This window comes from Salmonella sp. SSDFZ69, assembly GCF_004010755.1.
GTDB lineage: Bacteria > Pseudomonadota > Gammaproteobacteria > Enterobacterales > Enterobacteriaceae > Salmonella > Salmonella enterica.
Window position 1 is genome coordinate 1,587,344 of sequence record NZ_CP034831.1, and the last position, 24,911, is coordinate 1,612,254.

Sequence of the window (24,911 nt, forward strand, 5' to 3'; positions counted from 1 at the left end):
AGCCCTACGTCCGCACGCGGGTAGGCCTGATAAGATGCTACGCGTCGCCACCAGGCATCGGGCGAGCGGATTTCCAGACGTGTTTTGAAAAGAACCCCGGAGCGCTGCGTGAGCCGGCGTGTTCAGATGCCCGGTAAGTGTGACCGGGCAGCGTAACGTTATCGCGCGACGGCGTTCTGTACGTTAGCGTCCGCTTTCCAGATGCGGTATTTCACGTCCACATTCGCCGGGGTATACACCACGATCGGCAGCTTGCTGTTGTAGCGCAGCATCCCGTCTTCACCCAGCCAGGCGGTGACGAATTTTTGCTCTTTCTTACCGTCAGGGCAGGCCATCATGGTTGATACCGGAGAGGTGACGTTATCAAAGACATAATAGTCATAGCCCCAGCCTTCCAGCGTTTTTGTTTCCAGCGTGCCGCCGAGGCGATGCTGGTTACAATCCACATTCAGCGTTTGGCCAATCAACAGTTCCACTTTGAGGGTAGATTCATCCTGCTGAGGGGTAAGGGTTATCACTTGCCGCTTCATTCCTTTTTCCGCCTGCGGATAGGGGGCGATTTTTTCCAGCGGCTGGGCGGTATCGCTATTGTTAGCCCAGGCAGAGGCGCTGGCGAGGGCGGCGAAGACAACGGCAGGGACAAACATCTTCATTTGATTGTTCACAGTATTTCCTTTCTGCTGTTTTCGGTGTTCACTGACAACAGATTAACACATTCATATTATCTATTAATCTGTATTTACTCATATTTTCAAGATTATTAATAAAATAGCGTCTTTTTATATAGTGGAATATTCTGATATTGATAATGTAAATGAAATTATCAGCTATTAGTGGTTTTCGTTATATAAATATCTATATAACTCATTGAAATGTGAGAAAAAGCACGTTTACGGGTCTTTACCCGGCACTCTTTTGATCCGGCAACAGCATTTACCTCTATCGGGGTATGCATCTCTTACACATCCTGAAATATCTTATTTACAAAAACAACTACTCATAAATTGTACGGTTTTTATTGGTATTCACTCCCTATGGAAGCGTGTCGTTATGGAAGGGCGATATCATGGTTGATTTATCCCGTCGAAGCATGTTGACCGGCAGTTGGCGCAACGCCAGCAATGGGATTCTTCCGCCGTGGGCCAGAGAAACAACTTATTTTCTCGCACATTGTCTGCGTTGCGACGCCTGCATCCAGGCGTGTGAGGCCGACATCCTGCAGCGAGGGGCGGGGGGATATCCGAGCGTAGATTTCAAACGGGGCGAGTGCAGCTTTTGTTATGCCTGTGCGCAGGCCTGTACCGAATCGCTTTTTCTTCCGCGCCACACCAGGGCCTGGGATCTGGTTTTTACGCTCACGGAAAACTGCCTCGCCAGGCAATCGGTTGAATGCCATCGTTGCCAGGACAGTTGTGAACCTATGGCCATTACCTTTCGTCCCACGTTATCCGGTATTTACCAGCCGCAGCTTGACTCGCAGGCCTGTAACGGATGCGGGGCGTGTGTGGCTATCTGCCCCGTGTCAGCCATCAAAGCGGAGAACCACCATGCGCACTAACTGGCAGGTCTGTAGCCTGGTCGTGCAGGCCAAAAGTCAGAACATCGCCGCCATTGGCACACAGTTGAACACGTTGCCGGGTTGCGAAGTCGCGTTAAGCGATGTTGAAAGCGGGCAACTGATCGTGGTGGCGGAAGCAGATCAGAGTGAAGCGCTGATGCAAACAATTGAGTCAGTACGCAATGTCGAGGGCGTACTGGCGGTGTCGCTGGTTTATCACCAGCAGGATGAGCAAGGTGAGGAAACACCATGAAACTCAGTCGTCGTAGCTTTATGAAAGCTAACGCCGTTGCGGCCGCTGCGGCGGCTGCCGGTCTGAGCGTGCCGGGCGTCGCCCGCGCCGTTGTCGGGCAGCAGGAAGCCATCAAATGGGATAAAGCGCCGTGCCGTTTTTGCGGAACGGGTTGCGGTGTGTTGGTGGGAACGCAGCAGGGCCGTGTGGTCGCCTGCCAGGGCGACCCCGACGCGCCGGTCAACCGTGGTCTGAACTGCATTAAAGGCTACTTCCTGCCCAAAATCATGTACGGTAAAGATCGTCTGACGCAGCCGATGCTGCGCATGAAAGACGGCAGCTATCACAAAGACGGCGAGTTTACGCCGGTGAGCTGGGAACAGGCCTTCGATGTGATGGAAGAGAAGTTTAAAACCTCCCTGAAAGAGAAAGGACCAGAAGCGATCGGCATGTTTGGGTCGGGTCAATGGACCATCTGGGAAGGCTATGCCGCCGCGAAACTGTTCAAGGCTGGTTTCCGCTCTAACAACATTGACCCGAACGCGCGTCACTGCATGGCCTCGGCGGTGGTGGGCTTTATGCGCACCTTTGGCATGGATGAACCGATGGGCTGCTACGACGATATCGAGCAGGCCGATGCGTTTGTGCTGTGGGGGTCCAACATGGCGGAGATGCACCCGATTTTATGGTCGCGCATCACTAACCGCCGTTTGTCCGACCCGAACGTGAAGGTTGCCGTCCTCTCCACCTTCCAGCACCGCAGCTTTGAACTGGCGGACAACGGTATTGTCTTTACCCCGCAAAGCGATCTGGTGATCCTTAACTATATCGCGAATTACATTATTCAGAACAACGCGGTAAATCAGGATTTCTTCACAAAGCATGTGAACCTGCGTAAAGGGGCGACGGATATCGGCTACGGCTTACGCCCGACGCACCCGCTGGAAAAAGCGGCGAAGAATCCGGGTTCCGACGCTTCCGAGCCGATGAGCTTCGACGAGTATAAAGCTTTCGTGGCGGAATATACGCTGGACAAGACTGCTGAAATGACCGGCGTGCCGAAAGATCAACTGGAACAGTTGGCACAGCTCTACGCCGATCCGAATAAGCGCGTGATCTCTTACTGGACGATGGGTTTTAACCAGCATACCCGCGGCGTGTGGGCGAATAACCTGGTTTACAACCTCCATCTGCTGACCGGAAAAATCTCCCAGCCTGGCTGCGGTCCTTTCTCGCTGACCGGCCAGCCTTCCGCCTGTGGTACGGCGCGTGAAGTGGGAACCTTCTCACACCGTCTGCCCGCAGACATGGTCGTGACGAACGAAAAACACCGTGATATCTGCGAAAAACACTGGCAGATCCCCGCTGGCACTATTCCGGCAAAAGTGGGTTTACATGCGGTGGCGCAGGATCGCGCGTTGAAAGACGGCAAGCTGAACGTCTACTGGGTAATGTGTAATAACAATATGCAGGCCGGGCCGAACATCAATGAAGATCGAATGCCGGGCTGGCGCGATCCGCGTAACTTTATCATTGTCTCCGATCCTTACCCGACGGTGAGCGCGCTGTCTGCGGATCTGATCCTGCCGACCGCCATGTGGGTTGAGAAAGAAGGCGCTTACGGCAACGCCGAACGCCGCACGCAGTTCTGGCGTCAGCAAATTAAAGCGCCGGGCGAAGCCAAATCCGACCTCTGGCAACTGGTGCAGTTCTCCCGTCGTTTTAAAACCGAGGAGGTCTGGCCGGAGGCGTTGCTGGCCCAGAAGCCGGAGCTGCGCGGTAAAACGCTGTATGACGTTCTGTTCGCCACGCCGGCGGTCAGCAAATTCCCGCTGAGCGAGCTGAAAGAGGATCAGTTAAACGATGAGTCTCGTGAGCTGGGCTTCTATCTGCAAAAAGGACTGTTTGAAGAATACGCCTGGTTTGGACGTGGCCACGGGCACGATCTGGCGCCGTTCGACGATTACCACAACGCGCGCGGTCTGCGCTGGCCGGTCGTCGAAGGCAAAGAGACGCAATGGCGTTACAGCGAAGGCAACGACCCGTATGTAAAAGCGGGGGAAGGGTACAAATTCTACGGTAAACCGGATGGCAAAGCGGTGATCTTCGCGCTGCCATTTGAACCTGCGGCGGAGTCGCCGGACAACGAGTACGATCTGTGGCTTTCCACCGGTCGCGTGCTGGAACACTGGCATACCGGCAGTATGACGCGCCGCGTGCCTGAATTGCATCGCGCCTTCCCGGAAGCGGTGGTCTTTATTCACCCGCTGGATGCGAAAGCGCGCGATCTGCGTCGTGGGGATAAGGTTAAAGTGTCATCCCGCCGCGGCGAAGTGATTTCGATTGTCGAAACGCGTGGACGTAACCGTCCGCCGCAGGGACTGGTGTATATGCCGTTCTTCGATGCCGCTCAGCTAGTGAACAACCTGACGCTGGATGCGACGGACCCGCTCTCTAAAGAGACGGACTTCAAGAAGTGCGCCGTTAAGCTGGCGAAGGTGTAACGCGTTATGTCCCGTACAGCGAAACCCCAAAATGGCCGCCGCCGCTTTCTGCGTGATGTTGTGCGCACTGTGGGCGGGCTGGCGGCGGTTGGCGTGGCGCTGGGCTTGCAACAGCAAACCGCGCGCGCAACGGGCGTGCGGCTGCGTCCGCCTGGCGCGCTGAATGAAAATGTCTTCGCCAGCGCCTGTGTGCGCTGCGGGCAGTGCGTTCAGGCGTGTCCATACGACACGCTAAAACTGGCGACGCTGGCCTCCGGGCTATCGGCAGGCACGCCCTATTTCGTCGCTCGCGACATCCCCTGCGAAATGTGTGAAGACATTCCGTGCGCCAAAGTCTGCCCCAGCGGGGCGCTGAATAAAGATATCGCCTCCATTGATGACTCGCGCATGGGGCTGGCGGTGCTGCTGGATCAGGAAAACTGCCTCAACTTTCAGGGGCTGCGCTGCGACGTTTGTTACCGCGAATGCCCGAAAATCGATGAGGCCATCACGCTGGAGCTGGATCGCAACATGCGCACCGGCAAACATGCGCGCTTTCTGCCCACCGTACACAGCGACGCCTGTACCGGCTGCGGCAAATGCGAAAAAGTCTGCGTACTGGAGCAACCAGCGATAAAAGTGTTGCCGTTGTCATTGGCGAAAGGGGAGTTAGGACACCATTACCGCTTCGGCTGGCTGGAGGGGAAAGATGGCAAATCGTAAACGCGACGCCGGGCGAGAAGCGCGGGCGAAAAAAGGTTGGTGGCGTAGCCACCGTTGGCTGGTGTTACGCCGTATCAGCCAGTTTATGGTGCTGGGGATGTTTCTCAGCGGCCCGTGGCTGGGCTTTTGGGTTTTGCATGGCAACTACAGCAGTAGTTTGCTGTTCGATACCCTCCCGTTGACCGATCCGCTGATTACCCTGGAAAGTCTCGCCAGTGGACATCTTCCCGCTACCGTGGCGCTGACGGGAGCAGTGATTATCGCTGTGCTGTATGCGCTGGCGGGAAAGCGATTATTTTGCAGTTGGGTTTGCCCGCTAAACCCCGTTACCGATTTGGCTAACTGGATGCGCAGGAAATTTGACCTGAACCAGTCTGCGACGATTCCACGCCATATACGGTACGTCCTTCTGGTGGTGGTGTTAATCGGTTCGGCCTTGACCGGCACGCTGCTGTGGGAATGGATTAATCCCGTGTCGCTGTTAGGTCGTAGTCTGATTATGGGATTTAGTAGCGGCGCGTTGCTGATTATTGCTTTGTTTTTATTTGATTTATTAGTCGTTGAGCACGGTTGGTGCGGTCATATTTGCCCGATGGGCGCGCTGTATGGCGTGCTGGGCAGTAAAGGCGTAGTGACCGTGACGGCCAAAAAACGTGAGAAATGTAATCGCTGTATGGATTGTTTTCATGTTTGCCCGGAACCGCATGTGCTACGTGTGCCGGTGCTGGATGAGCAAAGCCCGGCGCAGGTCACTCACCGCGACTGCATGACCTGCGGTCGCTGCGTGGATGTCTGTTCTGAGGATGTTTTTACAATAACGATACACAACATCATTCGGGATGCATCGCGGCGGTAAGCGAGGAAATCCCCAGGAGCATAGATAACGATGTGACTGGGATTTTCGAGCGCAGCCAACAAAGAGGCAGCTCGAAGGATGAAGTGTAAATGCGATGGAGTTCGGGAGCGAAACAATGAAAAGCCATGACCTGATGAAAGCGCTGTGTCAATGGATGGCCACGCTTGCCCTGGTGGTAAGTGGTGCGGTTTGGGCGGCAAACGGAGTGGATCTGAGCCAGTCGCCGGAAGTATCCGGGACGCAGGAAGGGGCGATTCGTATGCCGAAAGAGCAGGAACGTATGCCGCTAAATTACGTCAACCAGCCGCCGATGATCCCGCACAGCGTCGAGGGCTACCAGGTGACGACCAATACCAACCGCTGTCTGCAATGCCACGGCGTGGAAAGTTATCGTACGACGGGCGCGCCGCGTATCAGTCCGACGCACTTTATGGACAGCGACGGTAAAGTGTCGGGCAACGTCGCGCCGCGTCGTTATTTCTGCCTGCAGTGCCACGTACCGCAGTCTGATACCGCGCCGATTATCGACAATACCTTTACCCCCTCGCAAGGTTACGGGAAATAAGAGGTCATTATGGAAAATTCTAACCGTAAACCTGGCTGGATAAAGCGCGTCTGGCGATGGTGGCGCAGCCCCAGCCGCCTGGCGTTGGGGACGCTGCTGTTAATCGGTTTTATCGGCGGCATCATCTTCTGGGGCGGCTTCAATACCGGAATGGAAAAGGCTAACACCGAAGAGTTTTGTATTAGCTGCCATGAAATGCGCAACACGGTGTATGAGGAGTATATGGAAACCGTCCACTACAACAACCGTAGCGGCGTTCGTGCCACCTGTCCTGACTGCCATGTGCCGCATGAGTGGGGGCCGAAGATGATCCGTAAGATCAAAGCCAGTAAAGAGCTGTACGCGAAGGTATTTGGGCTGATAGATACACCGCAGAAATTTGAAGCTCATCGCCTGACAATGGCACAAAATGAGTGGCGGCGCATGAAAGACAACAACTCGCAGGAATGCCGTAACTGCCACAATTTCGATTTTATGGATCTGACCGCGCAAAAAGGCGTCGCGGCGAAAATGCACGATCAGGCGGTAAAAGATGGACAGACCTGTATCGATTGCCACAAAGGGATCGCGCATAAACTGCCGGATATGCGTGATGTTAAACCAGGTTTCTGACAGGACGTTGATGAGTGGGAATGCTTGAAGCCAGAGATCTGTACTGCGAGCGGGACGAGAGGACGCTGTTTCGCGGGCTGTCGTTCACCGTGGAGGCCGGGGAGTGGGTGCAGGTCACCGGCGGCAACGGCGCCGGAAAAACCACCCTGCTGCGCCTGCTGACCGGGCTGGCGCGCCCGGACGGCGGCGAGGTGTACTGGCAGGGCGAGCCCCTGCGCCGCGTGCGCGACAGCTTCCATTCCGGCCTGCTGTGGATAGGGCACCAGCCGGGGATAAAAACCCGCCTGACGGCGCGGGAGAACCTGCACTTCTTCCACCCCGGCGACGGCGCGCGTCTCCCGGAGGCGCTGGCGCAGGCCGGGCTGGCGGGATTTGAGGACGTGCCGGTCGCCCGGCTCTCGGCCGGGCAGCAGCGCCGGGTGGCGCTGGCCCGCCTGTGGCTGACCCGCGCCGCGCTGTGGGTGCTCGACGAGCCGTTCACCGCCATTGACGTTAACGGCGTGGCGCGCCTCACCCGGCGGATGGCGGCGCACACGGCGCAGGGCGGGATGGTCATTCTCACCACCCACCAGCCGCTGCCGGGGGCCGCGGATACCGTCCGCCGCCTGGCGCTGACCGGCGGGGAGGCAGGGCTGTGATGTGGCGTGTCTTCTGTCTCGAGCTGCGCGTGGCGTTCCGCCACGGCGCGGACATCGCCGGCCCGCTGTGGTTCTTCCTGATGGTCATCACCCTGTTTCCGTTAAGCGTCGGGCCGCAGCCGCAGCTGCTGGCGCGTATCGCGCCGGGCATCATCCAGGTGGCGGCGCTGCTGGCCTCGCTGCTGGCGCTGGAGCGGCTGTTTCGCGACGACCTGCAGGACGGCAGCCTGGAGCAGCTGATGCTGCTGCCGGTGCCGCTGCCGGCGGTGGTGCTGGCGAAGGTGCTGGCCCACTGGGCGGTGACCGGCCTGCCGCTGATTATGCTCTCCCCGCTGGTGGCGATGCTGCTGGGGATGGACGTGTACGGCTGGAAAATCATGGCGCTGACGCTGCTGCTCGGCACGCCGGCGCTGGGGTTTCTCGCCGCGCCGGGCGTCGGGCTGACGGCCGGCCTGCGGCGCGGCGGCGTCCTGCTGGGCATTCTGGTGCTGCCGCTGAGTGTCCCGGTGCTGATTTTCGCCGCCGCGGCGATGGACGCGGCATCGATGCATTTACCCGCTGACGGTTATCTGGCGGTGCTGGGGGCGCTGCTGGCGGGCAGCGCGACGTTAAGCCCCTTCGCCACTGCGGCGGCGCTGCGCCTCAGCGTGCAGTAGCGCCCCGGCGCGACGGACATTTTACTGGTTTCAGGAGGTCAGGTGACGACTATGTGGAAAACCCTTCATCAGCTGGCGGCGCCGCCCCGGCTGTATCAGATTTGCGGCAGGCTTGTGCCGTGGCTGGCGGCAGCCGGCATCATTGTGCTGGCCACCGGCTGGGTCCGGGGCTTTGGTTTCGCCCCGGCGGACTACCAGCAGGGGGAGGGCTACCGCATTATGTACCTGCATGTCCCGGCGGCCATCTGGTCAATGGGTATCTATGCGGCGATGGCGGTGGCGGCGTTCACCGGGCTGGTCTGGCAGATGAAAATGGCCACCCTTGCCGTCGCGGCGATGGCGCCGGTGGGGGCGGTGTACACCTTCATCGCGCTGGTCACCGGCGCGGCGTGGGGCAAGCCGATGTGGGGCACCTGGTGGGTGTGGGACGCGCGCCTGACCTCGGAGCTGGTGCTGCTGTTTCTCTACGCCGGGGTCATCGCCCTGTGGCACGCCTTTGACGACCGCCGGATGGCCGGGCGCGCGGCGGGCATTCTGGTGCTGGTCGGCGTGGTGAACCTGCCGGTTATCCACTATTCCGTCGAGTGGTGGAACACCCTGCACCAGGGCTCGACGCGGATGCAGCAGAGTATCGACCCGGCGATGCGCTCGCCGCTGCGCTGGGCCATCGCCGGCTACCTGCTGCTCTTTATGACGCTGGCGCTGATGCGGATGCGCAACCTGATTTTACTGATGGAAAAACGCCGCCCGTGGGTGAGCGAACTGATACTGAAAAGGGGGCACCGGTGAGTCCGGCATTTTCATCGTGGAGCGATTTTTTCGCCATGGGCGGGTACGCCTTTTTTGTCTGGCTGGCGGTGGCGATGACCGTGGCGCCGCTGGTGCTGCTGGCGCTGCACACGGTGCTGCAGCGCCGGGCCATTCTGCACGGCGTGGCGCAGCAGCGGGCGCGCGAGGCGCGGATGCGTGCCGCACAGGCGCAACAGGAGGCGGCGTGAACCTGCGACGTAAAAACCGGCTATGGGTGGTCTGCGCGGTGCTGGCGGGCCTGGCGCTGACCACCGCCCTGGTCCTGTACGCGCTGCGCGCGAATATCGACCTGTTCTATACCCCCGGCGAAATCCTCTACGGCAAGCGCGAGACGCAGCAGCTGCCGGCGGCGGGCCAGCGCCTGCGCGTCGGCGGGATGGTGATGCCCGGCAGCGTCAGGCGCGACCCGGACTCGCTGAAGGTGAACTTCAGCCTCTACGACGCCGAAGGGTCGGTGACGGTGAGCTATGAGGGGATACTGCCGGACCTGTTCCGCGAGGGGCAGGGGGTGGTGGTGCAGGGCACCCTGGAGAAGGGCAACCACGTCCTGGCGCAGGAGGTGCTGGCCAAGCATGACGAGAACTACACCCCGCCGGAAGTGGAAAAGGCGATGCAGGAAAACCACCGCCGCCCGCAACGCGCTGATAAGGACACCTCATCATGATGCCTGAATACGGCCACGCGCTGCTGTGCCTGGCGCTCGGCGTGGCGCTGCTGCTGTCCGTTTACCCGCTGTGGGGCGTGGCGCGCGGCGACGCGCGGATGATGGCGTCGGCCGGGGTGTTCGCCTGGCTGCTGTTTATCTGCGTGGCGGGCGCGTTTTTCGTGCTGGTGCACGCCTTTGTGGTTAACGACTTCACCGTGGCCTATGTCGCCGGCAACTCGAACACGCAGCTGCCGGTGTGGTACCGGGTGGCCGCCACCTGGGGGGCGCACGAGGGCTCGCTGCTGCTGTGGGTGCTGCTGATGAGCGGCTGGACCCTGGCGGTGGCGGTGTTCAGCCGGCCGGTGCCGGCGGATATCGTCGCCCGGGTGCTGGCGGTGATGGGGATGGTCTGCGCCGGTTTTCTGGCGTTCATCCTGTTCACCTCCGGCCCGTTCGCCCGCACGCTGCCGGCCTTTCCGGTGGAGGGGCGTGACCTGAACCCGCTGCTGCAGGACCCGGGGCTGATTTTCCACCCGCCGCTGCTGTATATGGGCTATGTCGGCTTCTCGGTGGCCTTCGCCTTCGCCATCGCCGCGCTGCTGAGCGGGCGTCTGGACAGCGCGTTCACCCGTTTTGCCCGCCCGTGGACGCTGGCGGCGTGGGTGTTCCTGACGCTGGGCATCGTGCTCGGCTCGGCGTGGGCCTACTACGAGCTGGGCTGGGGCGGCTGGTGGTTCTGGGACCCGGTGGAGAACGCCTCCTTTATGCCGTGGCTGGCGGGCACCGCCCTGCTGCACTCGCTGGCGGTCACCGAACAGCGCGCCGGCTTTAAGGCGTGGACGCTGCTGCTGTCCATCTGCGCCTTCTCGCTGTGCCTGCTGGGCACCTTCCTGGTGCGCTCCGGGGTGCTGGTGTCGGTGCACGCCTTCGCCTCCGACCCGGCGCGCGGAATGTTTATCCTCGCCTTTATGGTGCTGGTCACCGGCGGCTCGCTGCTGCTGTTCGCCGTGCGCGGGCACAGGGTGCGTTCGCGGGTGAACAACACGCTGTGGTCGCGCGAGTCGCTGCTGCTCGGCAACAACGTCCTGCTGATGGCCGCCATGCTGGTGGTGCTGCTGGGCACCCTGCTGCCGCTGGTGCACAAACAGCTGGGGCTGGGCAGCATTTCGGTGGGGGAGCCGTTCTTTAACACCATGTTCACCTGGCTGATGGTCCCCTTTGCCCTGCTGCTGGGGGTGGGGCCGCTGGTGCGCTGGGGCCGTGACCGGCCGCGTAACATCAGGAAACTGCTGCTCACCGCCCTGGTCTCCACCCTGGTGCTGTCGGTACTGTTGCCATGGCTGCTGGAAGATAAAATCATCGCCATGACGGCGGTGGGGATGGCGATGGCCTGCTGGATTGCGGTGCTGGCGGTGGCCGAAGCCGTACAGCGCGTGTCCCGCGGCACGAAAACCTCTCTCAGCTACTGGGGAATGGTGGCGGCGCACCTCGGGCTGGCGGTGACGATTACCGGCATCGCCTTCAGCCAGAATTACAGCGTGGAGCGTGACGTGCGGATGCGGGCGGGCGACAGCGTGACCATTCACGACTACCGCTTCACCTTCCGGGAGGTGCGGGACATCACCGGCCCCAACTACCGCGGCGGGGTGGCCCTCATCGGGGTGACGCGCCACGGCGAGCCGGAGGCGGTGCTGCACGCGGAGAAACGGCTCTACAACACCAGCCGGATGGTGATGACCGAGGCGGCGATTGACGGCGGGCTGACCCGCGACCTGTACGCCGCGCTCGGGGAGGAGCTGGACAACGGCGCGTGGGCCGTGCGCCTGTACTACAAACCGTTTGTCCGCTGGATATGGGCCGGGGGACTGCTGATGGCGCTGGGCGGGCTGCTGTGCCTGGCGGACCCGCGCTACCGCCGCCGTAAACCATTGCCGGAGGCCGGATGAAACGCAACGTACTGTTATTACCGCTGCTGATTTTTCTGCTGATTGCCGCGGCGCTGCTGTGGCAGCTGGCGCGCAACGCGCAGGGGGATGACCCGACGAATCTCGAATCGGCGCTGACCGGGAAGCCGGTGCCGGCGTTCCGCCTGGAATCGCTGGAGACGCCGGGTCAGTACTATCAGGCGGAGGTGCTGACGCAGGGGAAACCGGTGCTGCTTAACGTCTGGGCCACCTGGTGCCCGACCTGCCGCGCCGAACATCAGTACCTGAACCAGCTTTCTGCGCAGGGTATCCGGGTGGTCGGGCTGAACTATAAGGACGACCGGGCGAAGGCGGTGGCCTGGTTAAAGGAACTGGGTAACCCGTATGCGCTGAGTTTATCGGACAGCGACGGGATGCTGGGGCTGGACCTGGGCGTGTACGGCGCGCCGGAAACCTTCCTCATCGACGGCAACGGGATTATCCGCTACCGCCATGCGGGCGATTTGAATGCCCGGGTATGGGAAAGTGAACTGAAACCGCTGTGGGACAGATACAGCCGGGAGGCGGCGCAATGAGACTGTTACCGGGCATGGTGATGCTGATGCTGGCGCTGGTTATCGCCGGGTCAGCGCGGGCAACCACCGACGTGATGCCGTTTAAAGATGAAGCGCAGGAGCAGCAGTTCCGCCAGCTCACGGAGCAGCTGCGCTGCCCGAAATGCCAGAACAACAGCATTGCGGACTCGAACGCGATGATAGCCACCGACATGCGCCGCAGGGTGTATGACCTGATGCAGGAGGGGAAGAGCCGCCAGGAAATCATCGATTACATGGTGGCGCGCTACGGCAACTTTGTCACCTACGACCCGCCGCTGACCCCGCTGACGGTGCTGCTGTGGGTGCTGCCGCTGGCCGCCATTGTGGCGGGCGGGTGGATAATCGTCGCCCGCACGCGCCGGCGGGTGCGCCTGCGCCGGGAGCCGCTGCCGGCGGACACCCCGGTTTGCGGCGCGCGCGCCGGGTGGGGCGTTTACGTGCCGGGGGCCGTCATTGCGCTGGCGGTCGGCGCCGGCAGCTACGCCCTGACCGGCAGCTATCAGCAGGTCAGGGTCTGGCAGCAGGCAACGGCGCAGACGCCGGGGCTGCTGGCGCGGGCGCTGGACCCGCAGGCGCAGCCGCTGAATGAGGAGGAGATGGCGCGGCTGGCGCTGGGGCTGCGCACCCGCCTGCAAAATGATGCCGGCAATGTTGAGGGCTGGCTCATGCTGGGGCGCATTGGCATGGTACTGGGTAATGCCGGTACCGCCACCGGGGCGTATGCGAACGCCTACCGGCTGGACCCGAAAAACCGCGATGCGGCGCTGGGCTACGCGGAGGCGCTGACGCGCTCGTCCGACCCGGAGGATAACCGCCGTGGCGGGGAGCTGCTGCGCCGGCTGGTGAGCCGTGACCACACGGATATCCGGGTGTTAAGCCTGTATGCGTTTAACGCCTTTGAGCAGCAGCGTTTTGGCGAGGCGGTGGCGGCCTGGGAGATGATGCTGAAGTTACTGCCGGCAGGTGACGCCCGGCGGGCGGTAATAGAGCGCAGTATCCGGCTGGCGCAGGAGAAATAAGACCCTGACGGCCCGGTGGCGTGGCGCCATCGGGCCTGGCTTGTTACTGCATTCCGCGTGTTTGTAAAAATAGAATGGTCGCCGCGACGCGCGAGCGCACGTTTAGTTTGCGAAGTAGATTACGAATGTGCACCTTAACCGTCTGCTCAGAAATATTCAGTACTGACGCAATCTGTTTGTTAGAAAGCCCCTGCGCCAGCTCATGCAAGACATCTAACTCTCGTTCGGTCAGGATGCTAAAGGGATCTTCCTGCGCGCCAAACCGTTCGCGCTCACGCAGATATTCATTGACCCGATCGCTAAAGACTTTACCGCCGTTAGCGCCTTTGCGAATGGCCTCCAGCAGCACTTCCGGATCGCTATCTTTGAGCAGATAACCGTCGGCGCCGGCGTCGATCAGCGCGTAGATGTCGCTGGCGGAATCCGAGACGGTAAGAATAATAATTTGCGCCGTCACACCATCCCGGCGTAGCGCGTTCAGGGTATCTAACCCGCTCAGACCTTTCATATTCAGATCCAGCAGGATCAGATCGGGCTCAATGCGATTCGCCAGATCGATCGCACTCGCCCCGTCACCCGCTTCGGCAACGACATAAAAAGCCGGGTCCAGTTCCAGTAATTGACGAATACCTCGCCGCATAAGTGGATGGTCGTCCACAATAAGCACCTGAAAAGGTGTTACTTCAGGCATGCTATATCTCCTGAGTTTTATTAGAATGATTATTGTTTTCAGCGCGGAAATCGTCCAGATTTGCCACATTGTCAAGCGCGTAAATTTTACCCTAATTAGTGCATGGGTAAGTAGTAAAACCTGTGACAGGCGAGTCATTAGCTGAACGATAGAAAGGATAAAACAACCCGTTGTGAGAGAAAACAGAATACTCCCTGAAGTTGAATGCTGGTCTGGACGCTTTTTTCGGACAATGTGACATAACAGAAGTGTGGCATATGTAGCTGCGCCCTTGCCCCCGTAAGTCCAGACTATCTTTACTGGCAGGAAATTCCTTATTAAAAGTCATAGCATCTAAAGCTTTTCATTATTAACAAATTATTTTAATTGAATTTATTTATGGTTTTATTAATGTCAATGAAATACATCTGAGCAGAACGAATAAACCGCGACATTGTTAAATTAAATATTAAGTCAATAGCAGAGGTATTTTTATGCGATAAAGAGATTCTGACGATATTCTTATCATAAATGAAAATGTGGTCAGGAATGAGAGTCATTCACTTATAACTTATCCTGGATGTGCCTGAACAACACTCGCGGCGTTTTGAGCACCCGTTGGGGCGACTCAAGGGGAAAGCGTAGTGAGTATGTTTTGATTTCTGCACACAGTCCATGTCCAGCCTGTTTGCATCAAAAATGCTGGTTGGAGTAATTATGACAATAATATTAATACTGGATGCTATATCAGCCGTTTCTGTGAGCGTAAGCGTGGCGTAGAAAATTTTAAATATGTTAGCCGGTTAAAAATAACTATTGACATTGAAATGGTGGTGGAGTGTATATGAAGAGAATATTTATATATATATTATTACTTTGTGCATTCGCATGTTCTGCTAATGATAATGTTTTTTTTGGCAAGGGCAACAAGCATCAGATCTCTTTTGCTGCGGGAGAAAGTATAAGAAGAGGAGGGGTTGAGCACTTATATACGGCATTTCTGACATACAGTGAACCCAGCGATTTTTTCTTTTTACAGGCAAGAAATAATCTGGAGTTAGGAGGATTTAAGGCTAAGGGTAGCGATGATTGCAGTAAACATTCTGGCAGCGTTCCCTGCAATAAATATAACCAGGGTGTATTGGGTATCTCGAAGGATGTGGCGCTGGTTCATTTCGCTGGTATCTATACCGGTATTGGTCTGGGGGCTTATATAAAATCTAAGTCGCGAGATGATATGCGTGTCAATTCTGCATTTACCTTTGGAGAAAAAGCGTTTCTTGGCTGGAACTTTGGGGCTTTTTCTACAGAAGCTTATATCCGGCATTTCTCGAATGGATCACTCACGGATAAAAATTCAGGGCATAATTTTGTAGGTGCTTCAATTAGTTATAATTTCTAAAGTTGAATAACAATTAGCGAGTTGCTGGCTGAAGGAGTAATTAATCACCGTACGTTGTCTACAAAAACGTGTTGTGACTAGCCGATCATTATCGACCCTATGGCGACAGGGAGGCTAATTGTTAGTGACAAAGAAGTGGTAGGCCGTTTACCTTACCAGAACGTTTTATTATTGCTGCGACAGATTGCTTACTCATTTACCTGCCACTACAAACATTTCTTCCAGCATAGGGTATAGATGCGCTTTTTCTGTTTTAGTACAAAAATGGTTTACGTTATTTGCCTGCATTGACTTTACGTTGACCACTGCACGGGAAAGGTGTCCGATCAGTTTATGCAAAATCAGTTCATGCAAAATAACGTCTCTGGCATCAGCTAACTTTTTAATTGTAGGCATAAAAAAACCAGCCCTGAGAGGCTGGTTTTTAAGGGGAATTTTGGTCGGCACGAGAGGATTTGAACCTCCGACCCCCGACACCCCATGACGGTGCGCTACCAGGCTGCGCTACGTGCCGACTTGTGGGTGCTAATACTACCTCTTTCCAACGCGAATGCAAGGGGAAACGGTGCTAACTGATTTATAATTAATCAGTTAGCGATAAAACGTTTCTCTTCTGTTAGCACTTGCAGCAGCAGACTGAGCTGCGGCTTCTGATCTTTGATCTTCTCGCCGTGTAAGTCATAGGTCTGATAATGACCGTTATTATTGAGCACCAGGGTCATTTGCGGCGTCGTGATTGCCAGCGTACTGCCGTCTGCCGCCGTTACCCAGTTATGACGACGTGGAACGGTAAAGATGTCCTGGCCCTGTGAATATTCGTTCGCTGGCGTGCTGACATGTAACAGGCGTTGCATCAACGTGGTCATCACATCGGTATGATCGGTAAGCACGTTAATACGCTGCGCAGGCGTCCCCGGCCAGTGGATCACCAGCGGTACTTGCAGATGACCTTGCGACCAGTCGAAGCGATTTTCTTCCGGCGTCAACGGTATGCCGCGTCCTGCGGTAATGATCACGACGGTATTGTCGAATTTACCGGCCTCTCGCAGCGCGTTCAGAACCCGATTGATTTGCGCATCCACGTCGCTGGCGGCGCTGGCGTAACGCTTAACAAAATTCTTCTGATTACTGTCATCAATGTTAGTACCGTTAAACGATACCCATGAGAACCAGCGGTTATCTTCCTGTGCGTAGCGCCCAAGCCAGTCTATCCACTGGCTGGCCGTTTGCGCATCAGACTGCGTCTGCGCTGTCGGCATCGAGAAATCGGACAGTAATGCCTGACGATAAAGCGGGCTGGCGAAGCCATCCGAAGAAAACAGTCCCAGTTGGTAGCCTTGCTGATTCAACGCGGTAATGAGCGCCGCAGGGGTTCTGGTGGATAATACGCCATCCATATAGCCTGGCGATATGCCATAGAACAGGCCGAAAATACCGTTATCAGTGGTATTCCCTGAACTCATATGACGGGTGAAGTCGATGTTTTGCTCGGCAAATGTAGCCAGCTCCGGCATCTGCTTCTCAAAGCGAGAATAGTTAAGGCCGTCTACGGTAATGAGCAGCACATTCTGACCGGTGCCCATATCGCGATAGTGCAAATTGCTGAGCGGGTACTGTACGGAGACCGCTTCCGGATTGCCTTGCTCTACCAGACGGCGCTGATATTCCTGCGCATCCAGCAGACCGTGTTTTTCAAGAAAACGTCGCGCCGTCATCGGATAAGAGAGCGGCAGGTTTGCCCGCTGCATGGTAATCGGCCGGTAAAAATTAGCGTCTGCCCAGATGTAGATAAGATGCGATGCGATAAAGGAGACGAAAAAGAATGCCGCAAGCGGCCTTGCGAAATGGCGACGGCGCGTGAGACTGCGCAGCTTTTGCCAACTCCATGTCGCAAATAGCATCTCAATCAATAAGATAACCGGCACGCTAATAAACATAAGCTGCCAGTCGCGCGCCATTTCGTTCTGGTCAGGGTTGATGACCAGCTCCCAGACAATGGGATTAAGATGCAGGTGAAAACGGGTAAAGACTTCGCTGTCGATAAGCAACAACGTCATACCCGCGGTCGCCAGAATGGCTGATAAAAACCGCATCAGCCGCTGGGACATCACGATAAACGTGAGCGGAAAAAGAATAAGCAAATAGGTGGCGAACACCAGAAAGCTAAAGTGCCCGACAATGCTCAGGTAGGAGTATATGCGACCCGCAAGCGTTGTCGGCCAGTCGGCGACAAACAGGTAACGGCTGCCGAGCAACGTAGCCAACAGTATATTGAACAGAGCGAACCAGTGCCCCCAGCTAACCATCTGGGAGACTTTTTCACGGTAGCGCTGACGATGAGTTACCATACCTGTCGCTTGTTTCTCCGGAGTCGGCTTTTTAGTGCGCGTTGTCTTCGCTAATCGAAGACTGCAAGGCGCGGGCAAAAGAGTTCGCAATCGCCTGGCGTTGAGCCGGCGCAACGCTGGTGTTGATAAGGTTGGTGACCATATTTCCCAGCACCATCAGGGAAAGATCGGTCGGCGCCTTATGTTTTTCCAGTACACTGAGCAGTTCGCTCAGCAGTTGTTCAACATGTTCATCACTATAGCGGGAGAGTTGTGGCATAAATCAAAATCTGTTTGTTCATGAAAGGGCAACATATTACCGTAGCAACAGTTTTTTTTCTGCATTTTTATCCCCTAAATCATTCGCGTTACGGATAACGCCTGAAATGACAGGGCGATTGCTTGCGTCTTCCGGCAGGCGGTGGTTGAATACCGCCCGGTCTTAAAGGAGAGTTTATCATGAGTCTGGATATCAACCAGATTGCCCTGCACCAGCTTATCAAGCGCGATGAGCAAAATCTTGAGCTGGTCTTGCGCGATTCATTGCTGGAGCCGACAACCACCGTTGTCGAGATGGTGGCTGAACTGCATCGGGTCTATAGCGCCAAGAATAAGGCGTATGGCCTGTTTAATGAAGAGAGTGAACTGGCGCAAGCGCTGCGGTTGCAACGTCAGGGGGAAGAAGATTTTCTTGCCTTTAGCCGGGCGGCGACCGGACGCCTGCGTGACGAACTGGCGAAATATCCCTTTGCGGACGGCGGCATTGTATTGTTCTGCCATTATCGTTACCTGGCGGTGGAGTATCTGCTGGTTACGGTACTGAACAACCTGAGTAGTATGCGGGTCAATGAAAATCTGGACATTAACCCGACGCATTATCTTGATATCAACCATGCGGATATCGTGGCGCGTATCGATCTTACCGAGTGGGAAACTAATCCGCAATCGACCCGCTATCTGACGTTTCTCAAAGGTCGGGTAGGGCGCAAGGTCGCTGACTTCTTTATGGATTTCCTCGGTGCCAGCGAAGGGTTGAACGCCAAAGCGCAGAATCGCGGCCTGTTGCAGGCAGTGGATGATTTCACCGCAGAAGCGCAGTTGGATAAAGCAGAACGTCAGAACGTGCGCCAGCAGGTGTACAGCTACTGCAACGAGCAATTACAAGCCGGGGAAGAGATTGAGCTGGAATCGCTGTCTAAAGAGCTTTCCGGCGTCAGTGAAGTCAGCTTCAGCGAATTTACCGCCGAAAAAGGCTATGAGCTGGAAGAGAGCTTTCCGGCGGATCGCAGTACGCTGCGCCAGCTAACCAAATATGCCGGCAGCGGCGGCGGGTTAACGATTAACTTTGATGCGATGCTGCTGGGCGAGCGGATTTTCTGGGACCCGGCGACCGATACCCTGACTATCAAAGGGACGCCGCCGAATCTGCGCGATCAGTTGCAGCGACGCACGTCGGGCGGGAAATAAAGGCATACGACATAAAAGGACGCCGTAGTGAGTAAAGGAATACGTCAGAAGCCGCCTGTTAATTTCAGTTTATTTCGGCAGGTTTTGTATGCGCACATTGTCGCATTTTTGATGATGTTGGTGCTCGGGATGGTGTTCACCGTTCTCTCGTTGGTACTGTTTTATACTTATGGCGCCAACTGGTTACTGAGCTTGTTCATATGCCCGCTGTTCTTGTTAAGTGGTTTATTCATTACTGGATTTGCTTTTAAATCAACCTGGTCCAGCATACGTTACTATTACGACAAGGGGCAGTTGAAACGGTATGGACTCAATCTTGATGCAACTTTGACGCATAAAGAGAAGGTGGAAATACGCATCGATAATGCAAAGCGTCAAGTGCGTGTAGATGAACTGGAGCTCCATGTCTTATTTGATTTTCAGTTTGATAGCAAGACATGGAGCTGCGGCGACTTACTGACCAATGAAAAGGTATTTGATGCGTTGAATGACGGGCAAACTATACCAATACGAATTTTGCCATGGAAACCAGAAAGTGCCAGCGTTCGTCAACGGGCATTATTCAATCGGCTTAAAAGTATGAATACCGCGGCGGAAACTACAGATCCTCGATTAGGGGAGGCGCTAATTGAATATGGCGAGGTGTAAGAACGCAGAAAAGCAAAGTGGGTTCTCGTTGCTCTGCATGTCGTCAAATTCAATTAAACGCATAAAAAAACCCCGCCGGGGCGGGGTTTTTCTTCAACTTCCAGGCGATTACGCGCGAACGAAGTCGATGTGAGTCAGCTTCGGTTTGTAAGCGTGACGCTGTACAGCCTGAGCTTTAACTTTTACTTCTTTACCGTCAACAACGAGGGTCAGAACTTCGCTGTAGAATTCAGCTTTAGCTTGCATGTTCATCACCTGGTCGTGGTCCAGTTCGATAGCAATCGGGGCTTCAGAACCGCCGTAGATGATTGCCGGGAACTTGTTAGCGGCGCGCAGGCGGCGGCTCGCACCCTTACCCTGCTCTTTACGTACTTCTGCGTTGATAGTAAACATTTAAATCTCTCTTTAATAATTCCTGCTACAGGCGACCCAGCAACAGGTAAGTGATCTGCTTTGCGTATGCAAAGGCGGGCGGGATTCTATACTCAAATCGCCGTTACATCAATGAAAAGTACAATTAACCACGTAATTCGTGCGCCCGGCGGAAGCGGCCTTCATAGTCGAACACTTTTTCACGCACCTGCCAGTACTGGCCTTTCATCCGCGCGACCACAAAATCGGGATGCCGCAACAGCGCCTGCTGCGCGACAATATCCGCCGCCGTGATCCAGCGTAAAGGAACGCCGGGCGTGCGCGTATGCGGGCGAATAAATAGCTGTTCGAAAGCGGTACGCTGGGCGGGCGTGTGCAAGCGGAAGCGCTCACTGACATCCGCGCCGTCCTCGTCATAGTAAGTGATTTTCAGCCATTCGCCTTTCTCATCCTGCCCATGCTGCATCGTCATTCCGCTACAGCGCAGGACTAACGCATCCTTGAGCCTGAGCGCCGCTTTTAACATATCGTCCGGGTCGACCAGAATGGCGTCACATTCCCGGCAGCGTCGGGCGGCAATATCGTTTTCGGCATTACACTGCGGGCAGTTTTTGAAGCGAAAGCGAAAATCGCACTGCTCGCGATGGCCGTCGTCATCCTCAAACCAGCCCTGGCAGCGACGGCCAAAGTGTTCAATCAGCGTGCCGTCGGCAGTGGTTTTCCCCCAGAAGGTGTTGGCAAAGCCGCAGGCCGGGCAAAATACCTGGACAGGGACGTTATCGCTTTTTCCCTTCGGGCTACCGACCTCCGGGGCATACAGGTCGTGCGGGTTGCCTGCGTAATCAAGAATCAGGCAATCGGTCTTTCCCGGCGCAAGGCGCAGACCACGCCCGACAATTTGTTGGTAAAGACTAACTGACTCGGTGGGACGTAGAATCGCGATGAGATCAACGTGTGGGGCGTCAAAGCCGGTGGTCAGCACCGAGACGTTAACCAGATAGCGAAAACGCTGCGCCTTGAAATTATCAATCAGCGCGTCGCGCTCGGGCCCTGGCGTATCGCCGGTAATCAGCGCCGCGTCGTCCACCGGAAGCAGACCGACAATCTCTTTCGCATGTTCGACCGTGGCGGCGAAAATCATCACGCCTTTGCGCGTTTGCGCAAATTCCATAATCTGGCTGATGATGTGCGGCGTAATCCGCTGCTGCTTTTTCAGCTCGCGGTTCAGGTCGGCTTCGCTGAACAGCCCATTGCTTTGGGCCTGCAGGCGGCTGAAATCGTATTGGACCACTGGCATATCAAGCCGCTCAGGCGGCGTCAGATAGCCGTGTTTAATCATATAGCGCAGCGGCAGTTCATAAATACAGTCGCGAAACAGAGCGTTGTCGTTGCCGCGCACCATACCGTGATAATGAAATTGATAAATCCAGCCTTTTCCGAGGCGAAAAGGCGTGGCGGTGAGCCCAAGCAGACGTAAGTGAGGATTAACTTTACTCAGGTGAGTGAGGATTTGCTGATACTGACTGTCTTCATCGTCACCGATGCGGTGGCATTCATCGACAATCAACAGCGAAAACTCCTCCTGGAAGGCGTCAAGATTACGCGCCACCGACTGTACGCTGCCGAACACGACTTTGCCCTGACTCTCTTTACGTTTGAGTCCGGCGGCGAAAATATCCGCTTCCAGCCCCAGCGCGCAATATTTGGCGTGGTTCTGCGCGACCAGCTCTTTCACATGCGCCAGCACCAGTACCCGTCCGCGGGCGACGCGCGCCAGTTCGGCAATCACCAGGCTTTTACCTGCGCCGGTCGGCAGAACAATCACGGCGGGCGTACGGTGGCGGCGAAAGTGGCTGAGCGTGGCGTCTACGGCTTCTTGCTGGTAGGGGCGGAGTGTAAAAATCATGGTCTCACTACGTTAAACGGTTCCGGGAATAGTATGCCATGAATCATTTCCCTTGAGGGATATAGTTAGCCCGCTATACTGAGCGGATAGCAATTCCCTTTTTTCGGGTAGAATGCCCGATTTCCGTATTATTACAGGCTAAATCACACACATGCGACTTGATAAATTTATCGCTCAGCAGCTTGGCGTCAGCCGCGCTATTGCCGGGCGTGAAATTCGTGGTAACCGCGTTACCGTCGATGGCGACATCATTAAAAATGCGGCCTTCAAACTGCTCCCGGAACATGCGGTTGCGTATGACGGCAATCCCTTAGCGCAGCAACACGGGCCACGCTATTTTATGCTTAACAAGCCGCAGGGATACGTTTGTTCAACCGATGATCCCGATCATCCAACGGTACTGTATTTCCTGGATGAGCCGGTGGCGTATAAGCTGCATGCCGCAGGACGTCTGGATATCGATACTACCGGTCTGGTGTTAATGACAGATGACGGTCAATGGTCGCACCGCATTACGTCGCCGCGCCATCACTGTGAAAAAACCTATCTGGTGACCCTGGAGTCGCCGGTGGCCGACGATACGGCAGCGCAATTTGCGAAAGGCGTGCAGTTGCATAATGAAAAAGATCTCACTAAACCCGCTACGCTGGAGGTGATAACGCCTGTGCAGGTCCGTCTGACCATCAGCGAAGGCCGTTATCATCAGGTGAAGCGGATGTTTGCCGCAGTAGGCAATCGCGTTGTGGAACTGCACCGCGAACGGATTGGCGCCATTACGCTGGATGAGAATCTGGCTCCCGGCGAGTACCGCCCGTTGACTGAAGAAGAAATCGCCAGCGTCGGCTAACTATCTCGTTAAATTCAGGAGTTCGATGTGACCACCCGGCAGCACTCTTCCTTTGCCATTGTCTTTATCCTTGGCCTGTTGGCCATGTTAATGCCGCTGTCGATTGATATGTATCTTCCAGCGCTGCCGGTGATTTCTGCGCAATTCGGCGTGCCTGCCGGTAGCGCGCAGATGACGCTCAGCACCTATATTCTGGGGTTTGCGCTGGGGCAGCTTATCTATGGACCGATGGCGGATAGCCTCGGGCGTAAGCCGGTCATCCTGGGCGGGACGCTGGTATTTGCCGCTGCGGCGGTCGCCTGTGCGTTGGCGCAGACTATCGATCAACTGATCGTGATGCGTTTCTTTCACGGTTTGGCGGCCGCGGCGGCAAGCGTCGTCATCAATGCGCTGATGCGGGATATTTATCCAAAGGAAGAGTTTTCGCGCATGATGTCATTTGTCATGCTGGTCACTACGATAGCGCCGTTAATGGCGCCCATTGTCGGCGGCTGGGTGTTGGTATGGTTAAGCTGGCACTATATCTTCTGGATACTGGCCATTGCGGCGATTCTGGCGTCAGTCATGATCTTTGCTCTGATTAAAGAGACGCTGCCCGTTGAGCGGCGTCAGCCTTTTCATATTCGTACCACAATAGGTAACTTTGCGGCGTTGTTTCGCCACAAACGCGTACTGAGCTATATGCTGGCGAGCGGGTTTAGTTTTGCCGGTATGTTCTCTTTTTTGAGCGCGGGGCCGTTTGTCTATATCGAAATTAATCATGTTCCGCCGCAGGATTTCGGCTACTACTTCGCGTTGAACATCGTATTTCTGTTTGTGATGACGATTATCAACAGCCGTTTTGTCAGACGGGTAGGGGCGCTAAACATGTTTCGGGCCGGGCTATGGATTCAGTTTGCGATGGCGGTGTGGATGGTTTTCAGCGCGCTGATGGGCATTGGATTCTGGGCGCTGGTGGTCGGCGTTGCGGCGTTTGTCGGCTGTGTGTCGATGGTTTCGTCCAATGCGATGGCGGTCATTTTGGATGAGTTTCCGCATATGGCCGGAACGGCGTCTTCGTTGGCGGGCACTTTCCGCTTTGGTATTGGCGCTATCGTCGGCGCGTTGCTGTCGCTGGCTACCTTTACCAGTGCGTGGCCGATGATTTGGTCGATTGCGCTTTGCGCCGCCTGTTCCATTCTGTTTTATCTCTACGCCAGCCGTCCCAAAAAACGGTGACGGGCGCGCTGTCCCTCAATGGCACCGAAGAATGCGCAGGCGGCGTTGGGGGACGCTATCCGCTACACGATGGCAAAGCCAAACGACTTTCATAGTTGATGTATATCAATTACCAATTCATCATTTTCCTCCTTTATGTTTATTTTATGTAAAATCCATTTATGTAAAAAGTCACATCATTGTAGTTAAAAAGGTTGAGTTAGATCGCAGAAACGGGTACATATAGCCCGCCGCTATCTCCGCGTCGGTAAAACTATTTTAACTCCCGCTTGCTGTAGAGCCACTGACGGAGAGAAGGGCGTTAGCAATCTGTTTAAGGACGGGTTGTCAATGATGTGTTAATATAAATGTAAGTAAATTGTGAAGTAATTGTGCTTCCGGGGAAAGAAAGTGAATACATTACAGCTCTCAATTGTTCACCGTCTGCCGCAAAACTATCGCTGGTCGGCGGGTTTTGCGGGGTCAAAGGTTGAACCGATTCCGCAAAACGGGCAGAGCACCGAGAATAGTCTGGTGGCGCTTAAACTGTTGAGTCCGGCAGGCGATAGCGCGTGGTCAGTGATGCATAAGCTCAGCCAGGCGCTAAGCGATATTGAAGTTCCTTGCTCCGTGCTGGAGTGCGAAGGGGAACCGTGCCTGTTCGTTAATCGTCAGGATGAGTTTGCCGCCACCTGTCGGCTGAAAAATTTCGGCGTGGCGATAGCGGAACCTTTTTCTAACAATAATCCTTTTTAG

28 protein-coding genes, 1 tRNA gene and 1 pseudogene are annotated in these 24,911 nt (G+C 56.0%); 21 read left to right on the forward strand and 9 right to left on the reverse strand.

The features are described from left to right. Positions 1 to 158: 158 nt before the first annotated feature. A complete protein-coding gene (gene eco, locus EOS98_RS07710; RefSeq protein WP_080194533.1) occupies positions 159 to 653 on the reverse strand; it encodes a serine protease inhibitor ecotin in 495 nt (164 codons plus the stop codon). Positions 654 to 1,066: 413 nt separating this feature from the next. On the opposite strand from eco, the gene napF reads away from it, so the two are divergent. The 15 genes from napF to EOS98_RS07785 all read left to right on the forward strand — a co-directional run bounded on the left by napF (position 1,067) and on the right by EOS98_RS07785 (position 13,319). Beyond that, positions 1,067 to 1,558, forward strand: coding sequence for a ferredoxin-type protein NapF (gene napF / locus EOS98_RS07715; RefSeq protein WP_000228070.1), 492 nt, complete (start codon positions 1,067 to 1,069; stop codon positions 1,556 to 1,558). Further along, positions 1,548 to 1,811 (forward strand): chaperone NapD, encoded by a 264-nt coding sequence (napD, locus tag EOS98_RS07720; protein WP_023206828.1) that lies wholly within the window; start codon positions 1,548 to 1,550, stop codon positions 1,809 to 1,811. Before napF ends, napD begins: the two co-directional genes overlap by 11 nt. Then, entirely contained in the window at positions 1,808 to 4,294 is a 2,487-nt protein-coding gene (gene napA, locus EOS98_RS07725; protein ID WP_000778097.1) for a nitrate reductase catalytic subunit NapA, read from the forward strand. Before napD ends, napA begins: the two co-directional genes overlap by 4 nt. Positions 4,295 to 4,300: 6 nt before the next feature. Continuing rightward, on the forward strand, positions 4,301 to 4,996 hold the full coding sequence (gene napG / locus EOS98_RS07730) for a ferredoxin-type protein NapG (protein WP_000091682.1): 696 nt from the start codon (positions 4,301 to 4,303) through the stop codon (positions 4,994 to 4,996). After that, on the forward strand, positions 4,983 to 5,852 hold the full coding sequence (gene napH / locus EOS98_RS07735; protein ID WP_127821158.1) for a quinol dehydrogenase ferredoxin subunit NapH: 870 nt from the start codon (positions 4,983 to 4,985) through the stop codon (positions 5,850 to 5,852). The genes napG and napH overlap by 14 nt, the downstream gene beginning before the upstream one ends. A gap of 115 nt (positions 5,853 to 5,967) precedes the next feature. After that, positions 5,968 to 6,417 carry a nitrate reductase cytochrome c-type subunit gene (napB, locus tag EOS98_RS07740; protein WP_000835182.1) on the forward strand — a complete coding sequence of 150 codons (450 nt, stop codon included), beginning with the start codon at positions 5,968 to 5,970 and terminating at the stop codon, positions 6,415 to 6,417. A 9-nt stretch (positions 6,418 to 6,426) separates the two neighbouring features. Then, positions 6,427 to 7,029, forward strand: a complete 603-nt coding sequence (gene napC / locus EOS98_RS07745; RefSeq protein WP_000431778.1) for a cytochrome c-type protein NapC — start codon at positions 6,427 to 6,429, stop codon at positions 7,027 to 7,029. A 20-nt stretch (positions 7,030 to 7,049) separates the two neighbouring features. Further along, positions 7,050 to 7,667 carry a cytochrome c biogenesis heme-transporting ATPase CcmA gene (gene ccmA, locus EOS98_RS07750; RefSeq protein ID WP_052944467.1) on the forward strand — a complete coding sequence of 206 codons (618 nt, stop codon included), beginning with the start codon at positions 7,050 to 7,052 and terminating at the stop codon, positions 7,665 to 7,667. Next, positions 7,664 to 8,323, forward strand: coding sequence for a heme exporter protein CcmB (gene ccmB, locus EOS98_RS07755; protein WP_126523729.1), 660 nt, complete (start codon positions 7,664 to 7,666; stop codon positions 8,321 to 8,323). The genes ccmA and ccmB overlap by 4 nt, the downstream gene beginning before the upstream one ends. Before the next feature lie 51 nt (positions 8,324 to 8,374). Next, on the forward strand, positions 8,375 to 9,112 hold the full coding sequence (locus EOS98_RS07760; RefSeq protein WP_126523730.1) for a heme ABC transporter permease: 738 nt from the start codon (positions 8,375 to 8,377) through the stop codon (positions 9,110 to 9,112). Then, complete coding sequence (gene ccmD / locus EOS98_RS07765; protein ID WP_126523731.1) at positions 9,109 to 9,321, forward strand: heme exporter protein CcmD; 213 nt, start codon at positions 9,109 to 9,111, stop codon at positions 9,319 to 9,321. Before EOS98_RS07760 ends, ccmD begins: the two co-directional genes overlap by 4 nt. Further along, positions 9,318 to 9,797: a cytochrome c maturation protein CcmE gene (ccmE, locus tag EOS98_RS07770; protein WP_001053601.1), complete on the forward strand. Its 480-nt coding sequence runs from the start codon at positions 9,318 to 9,320 to the stop codon at positions 9,795 to 9,797. Before ccmD ends, ccmE begins: the two co-directional genes overlap by 4 nt. Then, complete coding sequence (locus tag EOS98_RS07775; RefSeq protein WP_039521875.1) at positions 9,794 to 11,725, forward strand: heme lyase CcmF/NrfE family subunit; 1,932 nt, start codon at positions 9,794 to 9,796, stop codon at positions 11,723 to 11,725. Before ccmE ends, EOS98_RS07775 begins: the two co-directional genes overlap by 4 nt. Then, the gene (gene dsbE / locus EOS98_RS07780; protein ID WP_000828295.1) at positions 11,722 to 12,279 is read left to right on the forward strand and encodes a thiol:disulfide interchange protein DsbE; all 558 of its coding nucleotides are present in this window, start codon (positions 11,722 to 11,724) and stop codon (positions 12,277 to 12,279) included. The genes EOS98_RS07775 and dsbE overlap by 4 nt, the downstream gene beginning before the upstream one ends. Then, entirely contained in the window at positions 12,276 to 13,319 is a 1,044-nt protein-coding gene (locus EOS98_RS07785; protein ID WP_126523952.1) for a cytochrome c-type biogenesis protein CcmH, read from the forward strand. The genes dsbE and EOS98_RS07785 overlap by 4 nt, the downstream gene beginning before the upstream one ends. Before the next feature lie 43 nt (positions 13,320 to 13,362). On the opposite strand, the gene narP is transcribed toward EOS98_RS07785, so the two are convergent. Continuing rightward, positions 13,363 to 14,010 (reverse strand): nitrate/nitrite response regulator protein NarP, encoded by a 648-nt coding sequence (narP, locus tag EOS98_RS07790; RefSeq protein WP_001115500.1) that lies wholly within the window; start codon positions 14,008 to 14,010, stop codon positions 13,363 to 13,365. A gap of 817 nt (positions 14,011 to 14,827) precedes the next feature. Between narP and pagL the strand changes: the two genes are divergently transcribed. Further along, positions 14,828 to 15,391: a lipid A 3-O-deacylase PagL gene (pagL, locus tag EOS98_RS07805; RefSeq protein ID WP_000281868.1), complete on the forward strand. Its 564-nt coding sequence runs from the start codon at positions 14,828 to 14,830 to the stop codon at positions 15,389 to 15,391. Positions 15,392 to 15,583: 192 nt separating this feature from the next. On the opposite strand, the gene EOS98_RS07810 is transcribed toward pagL, so the two are convergent. The 5 genes and pseudogenes from EOS98_RS07810 to EOS98_RS07825 form a co-directional block, all read right to left on the reverse strand. Further along, a complete protein-coding gene (locus tag EOS98_RS07810; RefSeq protein WP_126524423.1) occupies positions 15,584 to 15,787 on the reverse strand; it encodes a DinI-like family protein in 204 nt (67 codons plus the stop codon). Then, a pseudogene (locus EOS98_RS24805) lies at positions 15,781 to 15,873 on the reverse strand (hypothetical protein); the annotation flags it as partial. The pseudogene EOS98_RS24805 and the gene EOS98_RS07810, both read right to left, overlap by 7 nt. Then, a tRNA-Pro gene (locus EOS98_RS07815) sits at positions 15,829 to 15,905 on the reverse strand. The gene EOS98_RS07815 and the pseudogene EOS98_RS24805, both read right to left, overlap by 45 nt. Positions 15,906 to 15,978: 73 nt before the next feature. Beyond that, entirely contained in the window at positions 15,979 to 17,739 is a 1,761-nt protein-coding gene (gene yejM / locus EOS98_RS07820; RefSeq protein ID WP_000256155.1) for an LPS biosynthesis-modulating metalloenzyme YejM, read from the reverse strand. A gap of 31 nt (positions 17,740 to 17,770) precedes the next feature. Then, complete coding sequence (locus tag EOS98_RS07825; protein ID WP_001135904.1) at positions 17,771 to 17,998, reverse strand: YejL family protein; 228 nt, start codon at positions 17,996 to 17,998, stop codon at positions 17,771 to 17,773. Positions 17,999 to 18,177: 179 nt separating this feature from the next. Here EOS98_RS07825 and yejK point away from each other — a divergent pair, with 179 nt between their 5' ends. Further along, entirely contained in the window at positions 18,178 to 19,185 is a 1,008-nt protein-coding gene (gene yejK / locus EOS98_RS07830) for a nucleoid-associated protein YejK (protein WP_000050806.1), read from the forward strand. A gap of 27 nt (positions 19,186 to 19,212) precedes the next feature. Next, positions 19,213 to 19,833, forward strand: a complete 621-nt coding sequence (locus EOS98_RS07835) for a hypothetical protein (protein WP_000033433.1) — start codon at positions 19,213 to 19,215, stop codon at positions 19,831 to 19,833. 108 nt (positions 19,834 to 19,941) lie between these two features. Here EOS98_RS07835 and rplY read toward each other — a convergent pair whose 3' ends face one another. Both rplY and EOS98_RS07845 read right to left on the reverse strand, forming a co-directional pair. Beyond that, on the reverse strand, positions 19,942 to 20,226 hold the full coding sequence (gene rplY, locus EOS98_RS07840) for a 50S ribosomal protein L25 (protein WP_000494192.1): 285 nt from the start codon (positions 20,224 to 20,226) through the stop codon (positions 19,942 to 19,944). A gap of 124 nt (positions 20,227 to 20,350) precedes the next feature. Beyond that, on the reverse strand, positions 20,351 to 22,111 hold the full coding sequence (locus tag EOS98_RS07845; RefSeq protein ID WP_126523953.1) for a DEAD/DEAH box helicase: 1,761 nt from the start codon (positions 22,109 to 22,111) through the stop codon (positions 20,351 to 20,353). Positions 22,112 to 22,262: 151 nt separating this feature from the next. On the opposite strand from EOS98_RS07845, the gene rsuA reads away from it, so the two are divergent. The 3 genes from rsuA (at position 22,263) to EOS98_RS07860 (ending at position 24,911) form a co-directional block, all read left to right on the forward strand. Further along, a complete protein-coding gene (gene rsuA / locus EOS98_RS07850) occupies positions 22,263 to 22,958 on the forward strand; it encodes a 16S rRNA pseudouridine(516) synthase RsuA (protein WP_001234836.1) in 696 nt (231 codons plus the stop codon). 27 nt (positions 22,959 to 22,985) lie between these two features. Next, the gene (locus tag EOS98_RS07855; protein WP_000213349.1) at positions 22,986 to 24,176 is read left to right on the forward strand and encodes a Bcr/CflA family multidrug efflux MFS transporter; all 1,191 of its coding nucleotides are present in this window, start codon (positions 22,986 to 22,988) and stop codon (positions 24,174 to 24,176) included. A 390-nt stretch (positions 24,177 to 24,566) separates the two neighbouring features. Further along, a complete protein-coding gene (locus tag EOS98_RS07860) occupies positions 24,567 to 24,911 on the forward strand; it encodes a YejG family protein (RefSeq protein ID WP_001094639.1) in 345 nt (114 codons plus the stop codon).